This window comes from Micromonospora sp. NPDC049580, from assembly GCF_040675595.1.
Lineage (GTDB): Bacteria > Actinomycetota > Actinomycetes > Mycobacteriales > Micromonosporaceae > Micromonospora.
In genome coordinates this window covers 1-15,939 of sequence record NZ_JBFAPG010000098.1, presented here as the reverse complement: position 1 = coordinate 15,939, position 15,939 = coordinate 1, and the positions used below count along the sequence as shown (strand labels likewise).

The following is a 15,939-nucleotide window of genomic DNA, read 5'->3' as shown; positions in this document are numbered from 1 at the left end:
TCTCGTACTCGCCGTCGTCGTCGAGCGCGTCGAGACGGCCACCGCCGCCGGCGTCCACGCCCAGGTCGAGGCGCTCAAGCTCGCCTTCGCCGACCGCGAGGCATGGTACGGCGACAGCGCCGACGTGCCCGCCGCGGCGCTGCTCTCCCCGGCGTACGCGCGGGAGCGGGCGGCCCTGGTCGGTGACCACGCGTCGACCGAGCTGCGACCGGGGAGTCCCGACGGGGCGCAGCCGCGCCTGCCGGCCCACGTCCGACCCGGTGCCGGCCGCCGCGTCGACGCCTCGGACCCGACCACGGGGGAGCCGACGGTGCGGTCCGACGGGGTGACCCGGGGCGACACCTGCCACGTGGACGTCGTCGACCGCTGGGGCAACATGATCTCGGCGACGCCGAGTGGTGGCTGGTTGCAGAGTTCGCCCACGATCCCGGAACTCGGCTTTCCGCTGGGCAGCCGGCTGCAGATGTTCTGGCTGGAGGAGGGGCTGCCCTCGTCGCTCGCCCCGGGCCGCCGACCGCGCACCACGTTGAGCCCGACGATGGTGCACCGCGACGGAGAGCCGGTCCTGGCGTGCGGTACGCCCGGCGGTGACCAGCAGGACCAGTGGCAGGTGCCCTTCCTGCTGCGCCACCTCGTCGGCGGTCAGCACCTGCAGGAGGCCATCGACGCGCCCGCGTGGCACACCGTCAGCCTGCCGGCGTCGTTCTATCCCCGCGACTCGGAGCCCGGCGTCCTGCTCATGGAGGACCGGTTCGACGCCGACGTGGTGCGGGCCCTGCGGGCGTACGGGCATGAGGTGCGGCTCGCCGACGCGTGGAGTCTGGGCCGGCTCTGCGCCGTGACCCGGGACCCGGGCACGGGCGTGCTCGCCGCCGGCGCCAACCCGAGAGGCATGCAGGGCTACGCGTGCGGCCGGTAGCGGGCGCCGGATGGCCGAGGGTCAGGCGCCGCGCGCGAACAGGGCCAGGCGTACGCGGTTGGGGCTGTCGGTCTTGGTCATGAGGCTCGTGATGTGGGTCTTGACGGTGGTGACGCCGATGTGGAGCCGTTCGGCGATCTCGCTGTTGGACAGGCCCTCGGCGACCAGGGTCAGCACGTCCTGCTCGCGGGCGGTCAGCCCCTGCACGGGTCGGGGCGGCTCGGCGCGGGCGCGCACCGCGCGTTGGACGAGGCGGTGCAGCACCTCCGGGGTGAACGGGCTGTCGCCCGCGGCGGCGCGGCGGATGCCGTCCAGCAGCTCGGTCGGGGGCGCGTCCTTGAGCAGGAAGCCGCACGCCCCAGCGCTCAGCGCGGGGTAGAGGTGGTCGTCGTCGCCGAACGTGGTCAGCACCAGCACCCGGGTGGCGGGACGCTCGGCGAGGATCCGCGACGTCGCGGTGATTCCGTCGACGCCGGGCATACGCAGGTCCATGACGACGACGTCGGGGATGAGCCGCGCGGCGAGGACGACCGCCTCGCGGCCGTTGTCGGCCTCGCCGACGACCTCGATGTCGGGCTGCGCGTCGCACAGCATGCGCAGGCCCGCGCGAATGAGGTGCTGGTCGTCGACCAGCAGGACCCGGATCACGCGGGCTCCGGGGCGGCCGATGCGGCCGGTACCTCACGGGCCCGCGGCGCCGGCCCGGCGGCGGTCTCGGGGAGCGTGTTCGGCAGGACGGTCCGCACGCGCCAGCCCGTGCCGGTCGGTCCCGCCTCCAGCCGGCCGCCGAGGACCTCGACGCGTTCGGACATCCCGGTGATGCCGTGGCCGCCGCCGGCCGGCACGGCCGTCGGCGCGCTGTCGCCGTCGACGCCACCCCCGTCGTCGGTGACCTCCCAGTGCACGGCCCCGGCGTGCAGGGCGACCACCAGGTGCGCCCGCGCGGCCGGCCCGGCGTGGCGTGCCACGTTGGTCAGCGCCTCCTGGGTCAACCGCAGCACCGCCAGGCCGCGCACCGCGTCGAGTGAGCCGATCGCCGCGTCGATGTCGGCCTCCACGGTGATGCCGCCCTGGCGGGCCCGGTCGACGGCGGCGCCGAGCGCCGAGGGGAGCGCCGAGGGCTCGATCGCGGTCAGCGCCGCGTCTCCGCGTACCCCGTCGGGGTTGCGCAGCACCGCGACCAGCCGGCGCAGCTCCGCCAGGGCCGCGGTGCCCGTGCCGTGCACGTCGTCGAACACCTCGTCCACCCGGGGGTCCAGGTCGGTGAGGACGTGCCGGGCCACACCGACCCGCAGCACCATCGACGCCACGTGGTGGGCGACGACGTCGTGCAGCTCGCGGGCGATGGCGCTGCGCTCGTCGGCGCGCGCCGCGCGGCTCTCCGACTCGCGGCGCCGCTGCTCGGCCAGCGTCCGTTCCACGGCCTGCCGACCCAGCTCCCGGTTGGTCCGGATGACCAGGCCGAGCAGCACCGGGACACCGACCTCCAGGGCCAGCCCGACGACGCCGGAGGCGACCTGGCGCAGCGGGTCGCCGATCGAGTCGGTCAGGTCGACCACGGCCAGCAGCCCGGCGCCCAGCCAGATGGTGCGGGCGCGAGCCGAGAGCATGGTGACCTCGAGAAGAGCCCAGCTCGCCCCCACCTGGTTGATGGTGAAGTCGTCGATGAGGCAGACCGCGACCGCCAGCAACGCCGTCTGGAGCACCAGGTTGACCACCGGCCGGCGATACGTCACGAGCGCGGCGGCGAACGCGGCCACCGCGAGGATCCACTGTGTCACCGTTGGCGCGGAGCCGGAGTGGGGCACGACGAGCAGGTAGCCCAACCCGCTGAGGTCGAGCAGCACCATCCGCACACGCGCGTCCCGCGTGTCGAACAGTCGTCCCAGCCGCCCCACGGTCGTCAGCCTAGGTGCTCACGGTCGGTGGCAGCGACCGCCGACCGCGGCCACCGCGTCCGTACGCCCAGGTAGGCGGCCAGCCCGAGTGGTCCGAGCAGGATGGTCAGCACCAGCACCGGAGCCATGACCAGCGCCGGCACCCCCCGTTCCCGGCTGTCCCACCACGCCCAGCGGCCCACGAACAGATCGAACGCGATCAGGTGCGCCCAGCCCGCCGCCGCGCCGTCGGGCGTGCCGAGCAGGTCGCGTACCCCGGCCAGGGTCGGCGACGCGACGGCGGGCAGCACCTCGCCGAACGCCGGGACCACCAGCAGCGCGTAGATCACCACGACGGGCAGCACGATCAGCGGTGAGCTGATGATCCGGGTGGTCCAGGACCAGCGCGGCACCAGGATCATCAGCGCCCAGAACGGCGCGGCCACCGCGAACGTCAGGGAGAACAGCGTCGCGGTCATGCCGCGAGCGCCAGTTCCGGGCGGCGTCGGCGGGCCAGGACCAGGCCGCTGGCGGTCGCCGTCGCGACCACCAGGGCCGCGACGGCGGCCAGGGTGCGGGCGTCCGGGCGCAGCAGCGGCTGCCCGCGCAGGGCCTGCCAGGTCAACAGCATCGTGAGTACGCCGTACGCGCCGCCCGCGACGACCAGCAGCCGGACGCGGGTGCGCGCGTCGAGCCGGGTCGCGAAACGGGTCAGCAGGATCGTCAGGATCGGCAGGGCCTGCAGGGCGTGCAGCCCCACGAAGTGCCCGATCCGCAGGTCGCCGCCGGTGGTGCTCCAACCGACCACGGGCAGCCCCGGCCCACCGTCGGCCACGCCGACGCTGTGCGCCCCGGAGATGCCCTCGATGCCCGGGTCCTGCATCGGCAGCACCATCGGCACCGCCGCGAGCATGCCGAGCAGGGACAGGCCGAGCCCCCACCCGACGGCGGTCGCGGCGACCCGGTCGGGGATCCGCCGGATCAGCACGACGATCCCGATGACGAGGTGCGCGAGGAACAGCACCATGATCGCCGCGCCCATCGTCGCGAACAGGGCGGTGTTCAGGGCTGTGGTGTCGTTGAAGTGGCTGGTCTGTCCGCGGATCACCTGACCGACGATCCACGCGTTCTCGAAAACCGCCACCGTGACGATGACGATGACCGCTCGTTCGGCGATCCGGCTGCGCCGGGGCAGCAGGGAGAGCATCCAGGCGAGCGTCGCGCCGTACAGGACGAAGGACACCGCGAACTTGAACGGCTTGAGCCAGATCGGCGCCCCGGTGAGGACGCGCGGGTCGACGAGGATGCCGACCGTGGCGATGACGGCGAGCACCGCCATCGCGCAGACGAGAATCAGGAGGGGGCGGTTCCAGTGTGTCGCCCGACGCAGAACGGTAGTCATGTCTGTAGATGCTCGTGGCCGTTCCCGCCGGTCGCGTCCGACCGCGGGCCCCGGTTGCGGCCCGGGGTCGGAGCGCATCTCCTCCCTGGGTAGGAGGCGCGATCGGGGCGGCCCGCCGCCGGTGCTGGCACAATGGCCGGCCTGCCGACCGGACCGGGAGTGACCATGACGATCAACGAGGACCGCGTCCAGCCGAACGAGACCACCGTGCCGCTGCTGCCCTGCCCGGCGCCGGAGGAGACCCTGGCCTTCTGGCGTGCCCTGGGCTTCGAGGTGACCTACGAGCAGATGAGGCCGTACGTGTATCTGGTCGTTCAGTGGAGCGGGTTCGCGCTGCACTACGGGCCCGCGCCGAAGGACCTCGACCCGGCGAAGGAACAGACCGGCGGCTGCCTGGTGTTGGTCGACGCGGTCGCGCCGTACCACGCGGCGTTCGCCGACGCGATGCGCCGCGTCCACGGCAAGGTGCTGGTCAAGGGCCTTCCCCGGCTGACCCGCTACCGTGCCGGGGCATCACGGTTCAGCGTCGTCGACCCGTCGGGCAACACCATCATCTTCATCCAGCGAGACGAGCCGAAGGATCTGGAGTACGGCGGGTCGTCCGAGCTTGAAGGACTGGCCCGGGTGCTCGACAACGCGCGGATCCTGCGCGAGTTCAAGCTGGACGACCGGGCCGCCTACCGGGCGCTCGACTCGGGGATGCGCCGTCGTGCCGAAGACGCTCCGACGGTCGAGCAGGCCACGGCGCTGGCCGGCCTGATCGAGCTGTCGATCGCGCTGGGGAAGACCGATCGGGTGCCCGAGTGGGGTGCCCAGCTCCGCGCGCTGACGTTGACCGAGTCGGAGCGTACGCAGGTGCGGGCCTACATCGCGGACCCGGTCGTCCTCGAACCCTGGTGGTCCGATCCGCGCTGACCGCACGGTCCGGGGCGGGCCGGACACGGCCCGACCCCGGTCGGCGGGTCAGCGGGCTGCGGGGCGGCGACGGAAGAGCGCCGTCACACCGGCGAGCAGGACGAGCAGCAGTCCGGTGAACCAGTTCATCACCGTGATCGTGCTGACGGTTCGCGTGGCGATCCCGATGCCGACGGCCGGCAGGCTCATTCCCAGGTAGGCGATGAGGAACAGCCCGGCCAGGGCCTCGCCGCGCCGGGCGGGCGTGGCCATCGCCGCGACCATGCCGACGGCGGCCTTGAACAGCACGCCGGCCCCGACACCGGCGACGACACCACCGACCAGGAACGCGGTCAGGCTGGCGGTGTGCATACCCACCAGCACGACGGGCACGCCGACCGCCTGCGCCAGCAGCCCGAGCCGTACCTTCGCCGGGGCGGGGAGCCGATTGGTGACGGTCTGCGCCACGGCGGCGCCGCCGAACACGGCGAACACGACCGCGCCGGCCAGCGCCCGCGAGGGCAGGTGCAGGGCTCCCGCGACGAAGCTCGGGGCGACGGAGGTGAACAGGGCGAACACGGCGAACGACGCGAAACCGGCGCCGGCAGCAGCCACGTACCCGGCCTGGTCGCCGTGGTCGGCGCTGATCCGTTGCGGCCGGTACGTGGGCTTGACCAGCCGTTCCTTGACGGTCTCCGGGGTCGCCGCGACCGCCACGATGCTGGCGGTCAGCAGCACGGCGAACACCAGGTACGGAGTGCGCAGCGGCGCGTGGACGTACTGGGCGAGGACGCCCGCGACCAACGCGCCCACGCCGAGGCCGCCGATGTTGGCGGCGGTGGAGACCACTTCGAAGCGCTGGCGCGACGCGCCGGGCCGGTGCGCCGCGTGCAGTTCCTGCAGGTAGGCGGTGGCGGTCGCGGTGATCATGCCGATGCCCAGTCCGCTCACCAGGCGGGCGACCAGCAGCACCGGCAGGGACGCGTCGCCCAGGAACAGCGCGGCGGCGACCAGCTCCAACACCAGCGCCGGAATGAGGATCTTCTTCCGGCCGACCCAGTCCGAGACGTGCCCGGCGAGCAGCAGACTGATCACCACGCCCACCGCGTACGACGCGAACACGATCGTGACCATGAACGTGGAGAAGTCGTCCCGGGCCATGTAGAGCGGGTACAGCGGGGCCGGCACGGTGCCGAACGCCATCGCGGTCAGGAACGCCAGAGCGATCACCCAGAAGCCCCGACCGTGGCGGGGAGAGGATCCTTCGGTGCGGGTGAGCGTGGCGGCGGGCCGGCGGGATGACAGGGTCGTCGACGACATGACCCCACTGTCGCCCCACCCGATCATCGCGTGCAACGAAAGTTGACGCTAGCAACGATCAGTATGGGTGATACTTGGGGACGTGGAACTCCGCCAACTCGAGTACTTCGTCGCCGTGGCCGAGGAGCAGAACTTCACCCGCGCCGCCGCCCGCCTGCACGTCGTCCAGTCCGCCGTCTCGGCGGCGGTCAAGACCCTGGAACGCGAACTGGGTGCGCCGCTGCTGGACCGCAACTCCAAACGCGTACTCCTCACCGACGCCGGCGCCGCGCTGCTGCCCCGCGCCCGCATCGCCCTCGACGCGGCCCGCGACGCCCGCGACGCGGTCGCCGAGGTGCACGGCGGCCTCCGTGGCACCCTGCGGATCGGCACGATGACGTCGATCAGACTCCTGCACCTGCCGGCCCTGCTCGGCGAGTTCCACCGCCGGCATCCCGGGGTGCTGCTGCACACCAGCGTCGCTCCGTCCGGCTCCCAGGGGCTCATCGACGCGCTCGCGGAGCGCCGGCTCGACCTCGCGTTCGTCTCGCTGCCCGGCGCGCCGCCGGCCGAGGTCCGCTTCACGGAGCTGGCCCGCTCGGTGATCGATCTCGTCGTGCCGGACGATCATCCGCTGGCCGCCCGCGAGGCGGTGACGCTCGGGGAAATCGCCGGGCTGAACTTCATCGACTCCCCGGTCGGGTACGGCAACCGCGCCGTCACCGACCGGGCGTTCGCCACCGCCGGCCTGTCCCGGCGCGTCACGATCGAGATCCCCGACATCGCCACCGGCGCCGACCACGTCCGGCACGGCCTCGGCATCGCGCTGCTGCCCCGCTTCGCCGTCGCCGACGCCGAGGGCGTGCGCACGCTGACGGTGACCGACGCCGACCTCGACTGGACGGCGTCACTCGCCACGCCGGTGGACCGACCGGTGGGCGCGGCCGCCCGCGCCCTCATCGCCCTGACCGGCGAGTTCCTACCCTGACCCGCGCGCTGCGGGGCGGGCGCAGCCCCGCAGCGCGGATCAGAAGGGCCACCGGTCGTCGGACCCGGCCTCGATCAGCGGGATCATCGCGAACGCGGCGTCGGACAGTCCGCCGAAGGTGTGCCGGTTCGTGACGGTCGGCGTGTGCCCGACCCGGTATCCGGCCAGGTTCCAGGTGTAGATGGGCACCTCCGCCGGCACCGCCGCGACGACATCCGTCGAGCCGTGCCAGTGGGCCTGCTCATCGGTGAGGATGATCAGCCGGTCGTGTCGGCCGTGGTGCTCGCGGACCGCCTTCTCGGTGTCGGTTCCCCTGCCGAGGAAGTAGCCGCCCTCCTTGAACCGCCGCACCGCCGCGAGGACCGACTCGCCCGCCACCGCAGGGAACACCCGGCTGTCATCGGAGAACGACACCACAGTGGCCGACTGCGCGCGGGCGGCCAGCGCGAGACCGAACACCGCGGCGGCGTCCCAGCAGAGCAGCGTGCCGTCCTTGCTGAACGGGCTCTGCATCGAGCCGGACGTGTCGATGAGGATCAGCGTCCGCCCGTCCAGGGCGGGCACGTTCGCCAGGGCGTGCTGCAACGCCTTCTCCAGCGGGTACGCCCAGCGCAGGCTCGGCGCCGCGTTGTACGCCGACAGGAAGCGCATCGGCAGCACCCGCGAACTCCCAACCTGAGCGGGGTCGGAGAGCTTTGCCGCCACGGTCTCCGCGACGGTGTCGCTGACCCCGGCCCGGTCGAAGTTGCGCAGATTACGCAGCAGCGCCAGGTAGCCCATCGTCGGGATGACCGACTCCCATGCCGCCGCGTCCATCGCGCTCTGTCGCCAGCCGGCCAGCGCCTCCCACGTCATACCGGCAGCGCCCAGCGTCGCCGGATCGGTGAACTCCCTGCGCTGCTCGACAGGCATCGCCATGAGCACGTCCCGCGCCCGGAGCATCCGCAGGGACGGGGGTACCGGGTTGTCCCGCCGGTGCCGCCGATCCAGCGCGTGCCGGAACAGGTCGCCCTGTCGCTCATCCCTGGCGCTGGGGTGGGTCAGCTCGATGACGTCACCGAAGCGCACCTGGCTGGCGATGGAGTCGTACTTGAGCAGACTCCGCTCGGTGTAGAGCCGGACCGCCGCGTCGGCGATGCCCCGCTTCACTGGCTTGGGCAGTGCCCGGCCATGACGAGCCAGCCAGTACGCGAGCGCCTCGCCCGGTTCGTCCGCACGCTGCAACGCCGCATCCACGACCGCACGCGAACCCGGGATTCCCGCCGCTACCTGGGCGCGGGCACCCTCAAGGGCCGCCACCACGGACGCTGAGCGCATCATCGCTCCGGTGCGAAGCCACGGTACGAAGCGCGCGAACCAGTCGGGATCAGCGACGGCGACGGTGGCGACCAGGTCGCGGAAGCGGCCGTCGCGGTCGGTGGCGGGCTCGTAGAAGCTGGCCTCGCCCACCATGTTCGAGACACCGAGCAGGAACAGTTCGAGGCGCGGCTCACGGACGAAACCGGGTGCGCCCTCGCCGGTCGCCGGCCGATGCCGGCTCGTGCGCAGCTTGACGTTGAACTTGGCCATGACGTCCCCCACGTCAGTCGGCCGAGAAGGCGCCACCACAGCGCACACCCGAGATCAGAGTCGGCCACGGACTAGTCCGCCGTTCTGTCCGTTGAACCACCGACCCGAAGGTGTCGGGGGGATTCGAACCACCATCTGCGGAGCCGGGAAGTAACCGTTGCCTGCGCACCGGGTGTGCGTGTGGTCGCGCTTCCCGAGATCGAGGTTGGCGACGGATGTCCTTCACCGGGGCCGGAACCCCTCCAGATGTAGCCGTCGCCTACGCACCGGGAAGTGCGGTCACGACCGTAGCGGCAGCGGTGCGGGAGGGGCAACGGGTTTTGTGATCTTGTGATCGACGGCGGCTGGTCGCACCACACGCCCGAGATCAAAAGTGGACACGGTGTTCGCGGGTTCGAACCGCAGGCCCTTGCCGGGCCTTCACCAGGAAGTAACCGTATCCGTCGCACCGGGCGTGCGGCGAGAGCACCTCCCGAGATCGAAGCGGCGACGGCGACCGGCCCTCGCGGGCCAAGGTGACCTGGGCCGCTGGTCGACGCCACGTGACATGGCGGTGGGATTCGAACCCACGTCTCCCCGATTGGAAGCGGAAGTAGCCGTTGCCTGCGCACCGGGAGGTGCCCCATGACGGTAGGCCCGCGTTGCCACGCCAACAACCCGATTCCGCATCCGCTGTCGAGGACTCCGGGCGGTGGGCGCAGCCGGTGGCCGGCGGCGACCGTCGGTCACCTCCGTGGGGGCGGATGCGGTGGTGAGCGGTATACCTCAGAGTAATATTCATACCTCTGAGGTATACCGCTCACCAGCACATCGACACGGCGGGCAGCCAAAGCGGATGACCAGCGCCCTTCGCCGCAGCCCCAGCCCCGTCTTGAGTTAGGACTTATTCGTCTAGATCATGGGCAGGACCAGCGCGGTCGAGGCCGCCAGCTCCCGATCGAACACCTCGTCGCGTGGGACGAACACCATGGCCTGCCCCTCGCCGAGCACGACGTCTTCCTGTCGCGCGGTGGTGACGCCATGGAAGATGTGCACCGTCACGGTGTGCCCGAAGCCCGCCTCGTACGGGCGCGGACCGCTCCACAGCAGGCGCAGCTCACCGGCTGTCAGGCCGGTCTCCTCCAGCAGCTCGCGGCGGGCCGCCTGCTCGGGCGACTCGCCGGGCTCGATGTGACCGCCGGGAAGGCTCCACTGGTTGGGTGAGACGGGCGCGTGCTCGTCGCGATGCTGCATCAGCACCGCCCCGGAGGCGTCGACGAGCAGGACGAGGGCGACGTCGTAGGTGGCCATGCACGAGACCATGCCACGCTGGCCGGCCCCCGTCACCGACGGTCGGGCGTACCCTCCGTGGATGGATCTGGATCATCTTTCGGTGGCGGAGTTCGGGTTCCCCGGGCCGCTGCGGGACACGCTCGTTGCCGCGATCCTGGCCGGCGCGAAGACCTCCACGTCCGCGCTGCTGCTCGGCTACGAGCACGCGAACGAGCCGCTGCCGGAGGTCGGTCAGCGATCCGCGGTGGTGGACTCGCAGGGGCGGCGGGTGGCGGCGATCGAGTTGACCGAGGTGCGGGTGGTCCGGCTCGCCGACGTGGACCTGGCGCACGCCCTGGCCGAGGGCGAGGGGGACGAGTCGGTGGCGCAGTGGCGGGCGGGGCACGAGTCGTTCTGGCACAGCGCGCAGGTGCGCGCCGAATTGGGTGACCCCGACTTCACGGTCGACGACGAGACCCTGGTGGTGACCAAGCGCTTCCGGCTGCTGCACGTGCTCTGAGCTGCCCGGGTGGCGGCTACAGCATCGCGAGCGGGACCAGCCGTACGACGTCGACCCCGTCGAGTTCCATCAGCTCGGACACCCCCGGGCCCTTCTTGTCCAAGGGCACCTCGAACCGCCAGGAGTCGTGTCCCATCTGTGGTTCGAGCTGCGTGGCCAGCTCGCCCTTGCCCTGGCAGCGCGTGCGCAGGCGTTCGTACGCGGCGGCCCGGTCCTCGAAGTCGACCGACTGGGCGGTCGGCAGTGCCCGGACGGCCTGCTCCACGGCTGTCCGCTGCTCGCCGGTCGCGGCCGACTTCAGGCGGACGACGATCCCGATCCGCGAGGGCATGGGATGGACGTCCGCGACCTTGAGTGCGACATCCGCGACGCCGTCCACGTCGGCCATCACCAGCTCGACCGCCTCGGCGATCGGTGCGTCGGTGACCGTGGCGTGGAGCAGTTCCGGCACGTACTCCGGCTTGACTTTCGCCAACAGGTCGGGACTGTCCTTCAAGGTCTCCTTCTGGTGCTCGTACGCTTGCTCGCGGGTTTCGACTGTCACCTCCTCGACGCTGGGCATCGACCTCAGTCGCTGCTCCACGGCGTTCTTCCGTTCCGCCGTGACGTCGGTGTCCAAGATGACGGTCAGTGCGACGGTCGTGGACTCCGCGGGCTTCGAGGTACAGGCAGACAGGCCGAGCAGGAGGACGAATGCCAGGGACGGGGCGAGGCGACGCATGGGCGGAGATCGTAACGACCCTTCGTCAACGCCGCTGCCCGAGTTCGGCCAGCGGTGCGCGGGCGAGATCCGCCGGGTAGTCGTGGGGATCCCAGCATCGTGGCTGGTCTTCGTAACCTGGATCCGCGAGACTCCCCGGTATGGGTGATCGTTCGCGCCGCTGGGCGTGGGTCGGAGTGCTCGTCATCGGGCTGATCCTGTATCTGGCGGTGCTGCGGACCCTCGTGCGCACCCAGAACCCGAACTTCGTGCCAGCACTGATCCTGCTCGGCGCGACCCTGGCTCCCCTGACGTTCCTCACGTTCGCCCAGGCCCGTACCGGGCGTTGGCAGGTGCCGGCGTCGGTTCTGGTGACATCGGCGTTCTTCGGCGGGGTGATCGGCACGGTGGTCGCCGGCACCCTGGAGTACGACACTCTGCGCGGCCTCGGCGCCCTGCCCATGCTGTTCGTGGCACTGATCGAGGAGTCGGCGAAGCTGATCGTCCCCGTGGTGCTGCTGTTCACGGCCCTGGCGCAGCACCGTCGCCGTCTGCCGTCCGACGGTCTGGTCATCGGTGTGGCCGCCGGCATGGGCTTCGCCGCGTTGGAGACGATGGGGTACGCCTTCACCGCGCTGCTGAGCTCGCAGGGCAACATCGGCGCGGTGGAGCAGACCCTGTTCATCCGTGGTCTGACCGCGCCCGCCGGGCACACCGCCTGGACCGGGCTCACCGCCGGAGCGCTGTGGGCGCTGCTGGCCAGCCCGAGCGTCGGCCGGCTGTTCGGGTTCCTCGGCACCTTCCTCGGCGTCGTCGTCCTGCACACCCTCTGGGACACGTTCTCCGGTTCGCTGGTCTTCGTCGTACTGGCGATCGTCAGCATCGGCTGGCTGTTCTGGGAGCTGCACCGCTACCGGACCTTCGGTGATCGCCTGGCGGTCCAGCACCCGTCGAACTGATCGCGGCCCTCCTACACCATGCCGTCGGCGGCCAGCGCGAAATGGCCCGCTCTGCTGATCCCGCTGCGGCCGGGCTGGCACCTCATCTACTGTCGGACTGTTCACATTTAGTGGCTTTCGTCGGGAAGGTGCAGCGATGGGGGTGCGCCGCTGGGTCGAGAGCTGGCCGCTCTACCGCCAGCTCACCGGCACCGACCCGCTCGGGCGGGGCGCGGCGGCCAAGTCGGCCCTGTCACTGTCGCTGACCGCCCGCACCGACACCGCCGACTCGGTCGCCCGGTCGGTCTGTCCGTACTGCGCGGTGGGTTGTGGCCAGCGGGTGTTCGTCAAGGACGGGCAGGTCACACAGATCGAGGGTGACCCGGACAGTCCTATCTCGCGGGGCCGGCTCTGCCCGAAGGGCTCGGCGAGCAAGAGTCTGGTGACCAGTCCGCTGCGGCAGACGACGGTCCGCTACCGGCGGCCGTACGGCACCGAGTGGGAGGATCTCGACCTCGACACGGCGATGCACATGATCGCCGATCGGGTCCTGGCTGCCCGGGACGAGACCTGGGAAGACCGTGACGACGAGGGCCGGCCGCTCAACCGGACGTTGGGGATCTCCAGTCTGGGCGGGGCGACGCTGGACAACGAGGAGAACTACCTCATCAAGAAGTTGTTCACCGCGATGGGGGCGCTGCAGATCGAGAACCAGGCGCGTATTTGACACTCCGCCACCGTCCCCGGTCTGGGGGCCAGCTTCGGTCGTGGCGGCGCCACCCAGTTCCAGCAGGACATCGCCAACGCTGACGTCATCGTCATCCAGGGTTCGAACATGGCGGAAGCACATCCGGTGGGTTTCCAGTGGGTGATGGAGGCCAAGCACCGTGGCGCAAAGGTGTTCCACGTCGACCCGCGGTTCACGCGGACCAGCGCGGTGGCGGACGCGTACCTGCCGATCCGGGCGGGCACCGACATCGCCCTGCTCGGCGGCGTGATCCGCTACATCCTCGACAACGAGCTGGACTTCCGCGAGTACGTGGTCGCTTACACGAACGCCGCCACCATCGTGACCGAGGAGTACCGCGACACCGAGGATCTGTACGGGCTCTTCTCCGGCTTCGCCGAGGACAACGCCAGCTACGACCAGAGCAGTTGGCAGTACGAGGGCGTCGAGGAGAACATCCCCCCCCGGGACACCGAGACGCAGCGGGAGACGGCGGCCGGGCTGGAGCACGAGTCGCACGGCGCGCCGGTGGGCGGGCAGACGCAGCGGGACGAGACGTTGCAGCATCCGCGCTGCGTTTACCAGATCCTCAAGCGGCACTTCTCCCGCTACACGCCGGAGATGGTGGAGCGGGTCTGCGGGATCCCGCAGGAGAAGTTCCTCGAACTGGCGCAGGCGTGGACGGCGAACTCGGGCCGGGACCGCACCGGCATGCTGATCTACTCGGTGGGGTGGACGCAGCACAGTGTGGGCGTGCAGTACATCCGTACCGGGGCGATCATCCAGTTGCTGCTGGGCAACATGGGGCGGCCGGGTGGCGGGGTGATGGCGCTGCGCGGTCACGCGAGCATCCAGGGTTCGACGGACATCCCGACCCTGTTCAACCTGTTGCCCGGCTATTTGCCGATGCCGCACCACGCCGACCACCCGACCTTCGGCGAGTGGGTGGACAGCATCCGCCACCCGGGGCAGAAGGGCTTCTGGGGTGACGCGCGCGCCTACGGCGTGAACTTGCTCAAGGCGTACTGGGGGGACGCGGCGACCGCGGACAACGACTACTGCTACGGCTACCTGCCCCGGATGACCGGCGATCACGGCACCTACCAGCAGGTGCTGAACATGATCGACGGGAAGGTCAAGGGGTACTTCCTGCTCGGGCAGAACCCGGCGGTGGGCTCGGCGCACGGCCGGGCGCAGCGCCTGGGCATGGCCAACCTGGACTGGCTGGTCGTGCGGGACCTGTTCATGATCGAAAGTGCCACGGTCTGGCAGCACGCCCCGGAGATCGAGACGGGCGAGATCGTGCCGGAGGAGTGCCGTACCGAGGTGTTCTTCCTGCCCGCCGCGTCGCACGTGGAGAAGGAGGGCACGTTCACGCAGACGCAGCGGTTGTTGCAGTGGCGGGAGAAGGCTGTCGAGCCGCCGGGCGACGCCCGCTCCGAGCTGTGGTTCTTCTACCACCTCGGACGCCTCATCAGGGAGCGGTTGGCCGGCTCGACCCGGCCCCGCGACCGGGCGCTGCTCGACCTCAACTGGAACTACCCCACGCACGGTCCGCACGCCGAACCGAGCGCCGAATCGGTGCTGTACGAGATCAACGGGTACGAGGTGGCCAGCGGCCGACCGCTGTCGAGCTACACGGAGATGAAGGACGACGGCTCCACCGCCGGTGGCTGCTGGATCTACACCGGGGTGTACGCCGACGGCGTCAATCAGGCCGCGCGCCGCAAGCCCGGCTCGGAGCAGTCCTCGGTGGCGCTCGAATGGGGTTGGGCGTGGCCGTCGAACCGCCGCATCCTCTACAACCGTGCCTCGGCCGACCCGGAGGGCAGGCCGTGGAGCGAGCGCAAGAAGTACGTCTGGTGGGACCCGGAGAAGGCCGAGTGGACCGGCTACGACGTGCCGGACTTCGAGAAGACCAAACCGCCGTCGTACCGGCCGCCGGCCGACGCGTCCGGGCCGGCGGGGATCGCCGGCGACGACCCGTTCATCATGCAGGGCGACGGCAAGGGCTGGCTCTACGCGCCCACCGGCGTGCTGGACGGGCCGCTGCCGACGCACTACGAGCCGATCGAGTCGCCGGTGCGCAACCCGCTCTACCGCCAGCAGGCCAACCCGGCTCGCAAGGTCTACATCCATCCGATCAACACCCTCAACCCGAGCCCGCCCGAGCCGTACAGCGACGTCTTCCCGTACGTGTTCACGGTCAGCCGGCTCACCGAGCACCACACCGCTGGCGGCATGAGCCGGACCGTGCCGCACCTCGCCGAGCTGCAACCGGAGATGTTCGTCGAGGTGTCGCCGGAACTGGCCGCCCAACGCGGCCTGACCCACCTGGGCTGGGCGCACCTGGTCACCGCCCGCGCGGCCATCGAGGCGAAGGTCCTGGTCACCGACCGGATCACCCCGCTGCGGGTAGACGGTCGGATCATCCACCAGGTCTGGGTGCCGTACCACTTCGGTTACGAGGGTCTGGTCACCGGCGACTCGGCCAACGACCTGTTCGGCATCACCCTCGACCCCAACGTCCTCATCCAGGAAAGCAAGGTCGGCACGTGCGACGTGCGGCCCGGCCGACGCCCGAGGGGCCAGGATCTGCTGAACCTCGTATTCGACTACCGGCGACGGTCGGGGCACCTGACCCACCGCTACCCGCCGCTGATCACGACCGACGTCGCCGACAGCAGCAGCGACCAGGAGGCCTGACCGATGCCCCACCCCAACGCCCTGTACGGGCCGCTCGACCCGGCGCCGGACGCTGGCTATGTGGACGCGCCGCCGCGGATGGGGTTCTTCACCGACACGAGCGTGTGTATCGGGTGCAAGGCGTGCGAGGTGGCCTGCAAGGAGTGGAA

14 protein-coding genes and 1 pseudogene are annotated in these 15,939 nt (G+C 71.0%); 7 read left to right on the top strand and 8 right to left on the bottom strand.

Annotated elements, in window-relative coordinates; genetic code table 11:
- The coding region (locus tag AB0J68_RS11535; RefSeq protein WP_363937983.1) for a gamma-glutamyltransferase at window positions 1–919 on the top strand (919 nt) is incomplete at its 5' end.
- Between the two features lie 21 nt (window positions 920–940).
- Here AB0J68_RS11535 and AB0J68_RS11530 read toward each other — a convergent pair.
- From AB0J68_RS11530 to AB0J68_RS11515, 4 genes are read right to left on the bottom strand one after another with little or no spacing between them, the layout of a single operon-like run.
- Window positions 941–1,567 carry a response regulator transcription factor gene (locus AB0J68_RS11530; protein ID WP_363937981.1) on the bottom strand — a complete coding sequence of 209 codons (627 nt, stop codon included), beginning with the start codon at window positions 1,565–1,567 and terminating at the stop codon, window positions 941–943.
- On the bottom strand, window positions 1,564–2,817 hold the full coding sequence (locus AB0J68_RS11525; protein WP_363937978.1) for a histidine kinase: 1,254 nt from the start codon (window positions 2,815–2,817) through the stop codon (window positions 1,564–1,566). Before AB0J68_RS11525 ends, AB0J68_RS11530 begins: the two co-directional genes overlap by 4 nt.
- 5 nt (window positions 2,818–2,822) lie before the next feature.
- Window positions 2,823–3,275, bottom strand: coding sequence for an ABA4-like family protein (locus AB0J68_RS11520; RefSeq protein WP_363937975.1), 453 nt, complete (start codon window positions 3,273–3,275; stop codon window positions 2,823–2,825).
- Complete coding sequence (locus AB0J68_RS11515) at window positions 3,272–4,198, bottom strand: hypothetical protein (RefSeq protein ID WP_363937972.1); 927 nt, start codon at window positions 4,196–4,198, stop codon at window positions 3,272–3,274. Before AB0J68_RS11515 ends, AB0J68_RS11520 begins: the two co-directional genes overlap by 4 nt.
- Window positions 4,199–4,363: 165 nt before the next feature.
- Between AB0J68_RS11515 and AB0J68_RS11510 the strand changes: the two genes are divergently transcribed.
- Window positions 4,364–5,113, top strand: a complete 750-nt coding sequence (locus tag AB0J68_RS11510) for a glyoxalase (protein WP_363937970.1) — start codon at window positions 4,364–4,366, stop codon at window positions 5,111–5,113.
- A 48-nt stretch (window positions 5,114–5,161) separates the two neighbouring features.
- Here the strand turns inward: AB0J68_RS11510 and AB0J68_RS11505 are convergent, their stop codons facing one another.
- Window positions 5,162–6,439 carry an MFS transporter gene (locus AB0J68_RS11505; protein ID WP_363937969.1) on the bottom strand — a complete coding sequence of 426 codons (1,278 nt, stop codon included), beginning with the start codon at window positions 6,437–6,439 and terminating at the stop codon, window positions 5,162–5,164.
- 55 nt (window positions 6,440–6,494) lie between these two features.
- Here AB0J68_RS11505 and AB0J68_RS11500 point away from each other — a divergent pair, with 55 nt between their 5' ends.
- Window positions 6,495–7,379 carry a LysR family transcriptional regulator gene (locus AB0J68_RS11500; RefSeq protein ID WP_363937968.1) on the top strand — a complete coding sequence of 295 codons (885 nt, stop codon included), beginning with the start codon at window positions 6,495–6,497 and terminating at the stop codon, window positions 7,377–7,379.
- Between the two features lie 39 nt (window positions 7,380–7,418).
- On the opposite strand, the gene AB0J68_RS11495 is transcribed toward AB0J68_RS11500, so the two are convergent.
- Both AB0J68_RS11495 and AB0J68_RS11490 read right to left on the bottom strand, forming a co-directional pair.
- Window positions 7,419–8,948, bottom strand: coding sequence for a TROVE domain-containing protein (locus tag AB0J68_RS11495; RefSeq protein WP_363937966.1), 1,530 nt, complete (start codon window positions 8,946–8,948; stop codon window positions 7,419–7,421).
- Window positions 8,949–9,839: 891 nt separating this feature from the next.
- Window positions 9,840–10,238, bottom strand: a complete 399-nt coding sequence (locus AB0J68_RS11490) for an NUDIX domain-containing protein (protein WP_354856817.1) — start codon at window positions 10,236–10,238, stop codon at window positions 9,840–9,842.
- Between the two features lie 61 nt (window positions 10,239–10,299).
- Between AB0J68_RS11490 and AB0J68_RS11485 the strand changes: the two genes are divergently transcribed.
- Entirely contained in the window at window positions 10,300–10,719 is a 420-nt protein-coding gene (locus AB0J68_RS11485) for an ASCH domain-containing protein (protein WP_363937963.1), read from the top strand.
- A gap of 16 nt (window positions 10,720–10,735) precedes the next feature.
- On the opposite strand, the gene AB0J68_RS11480 is transcribed toward AB0J68_RS11485, so the two are convergent.
- Complete coding sequence (locus AB0J68_RS11480; protein ID WP_363937960.1) at window positions 10,736–11,440, bottom strand: permease-like cell division protein FtsX; 705 nt, start codon at window positions 11,438–11,440, stop codon at window positions 10,736–10,738.
- Between the two features lie 140 nt (window positions 11,441–11,580).
- Between AB0J68_RS11480 and AB0J68_RS11475 the strand changes: the two genes are divergently transcribed.
- The 3 genes and pseudogenes from AB0J68_RS11475 to AB0J68_RS11465 form a co-directional block, all read left to right on the top strand.
- Window positions 11,581–12,378: a PrsW family intramembrane metalloprotease gene (locus AB0J68_RS11475; protein ID WP_354856811.1), complete on the top strand. Its 798-nt coding sequence runs from the start codon at window positions 11,581–11,583 to the stop codon at window positions 12,376–12,378.
- Window positions 12,379–12,514: 136 nt separating this feature from the next.
- Window positions 12,515–15,790 carry a formate dehydrogenase gene (gene fdh / locus AB0J68_RS11470; RefSeq protein ID WP_363937959.1) on the top strand — a complete coding sequence of 1,092 codons (3,276 nt, stop codon included), beginning with the start codon at window positions 12,515–12,517 and terminating at the stop codon, window positions 15,788–15,790.
- Between the two features lie 3 nt (window positions 15,791–15,793).
- A pseudogene (locus AB0J68_RS11465) lies at window positions 15,794–15,939 on the top strand (4Fe-4S ferredoxin); the annotation flags it as partial.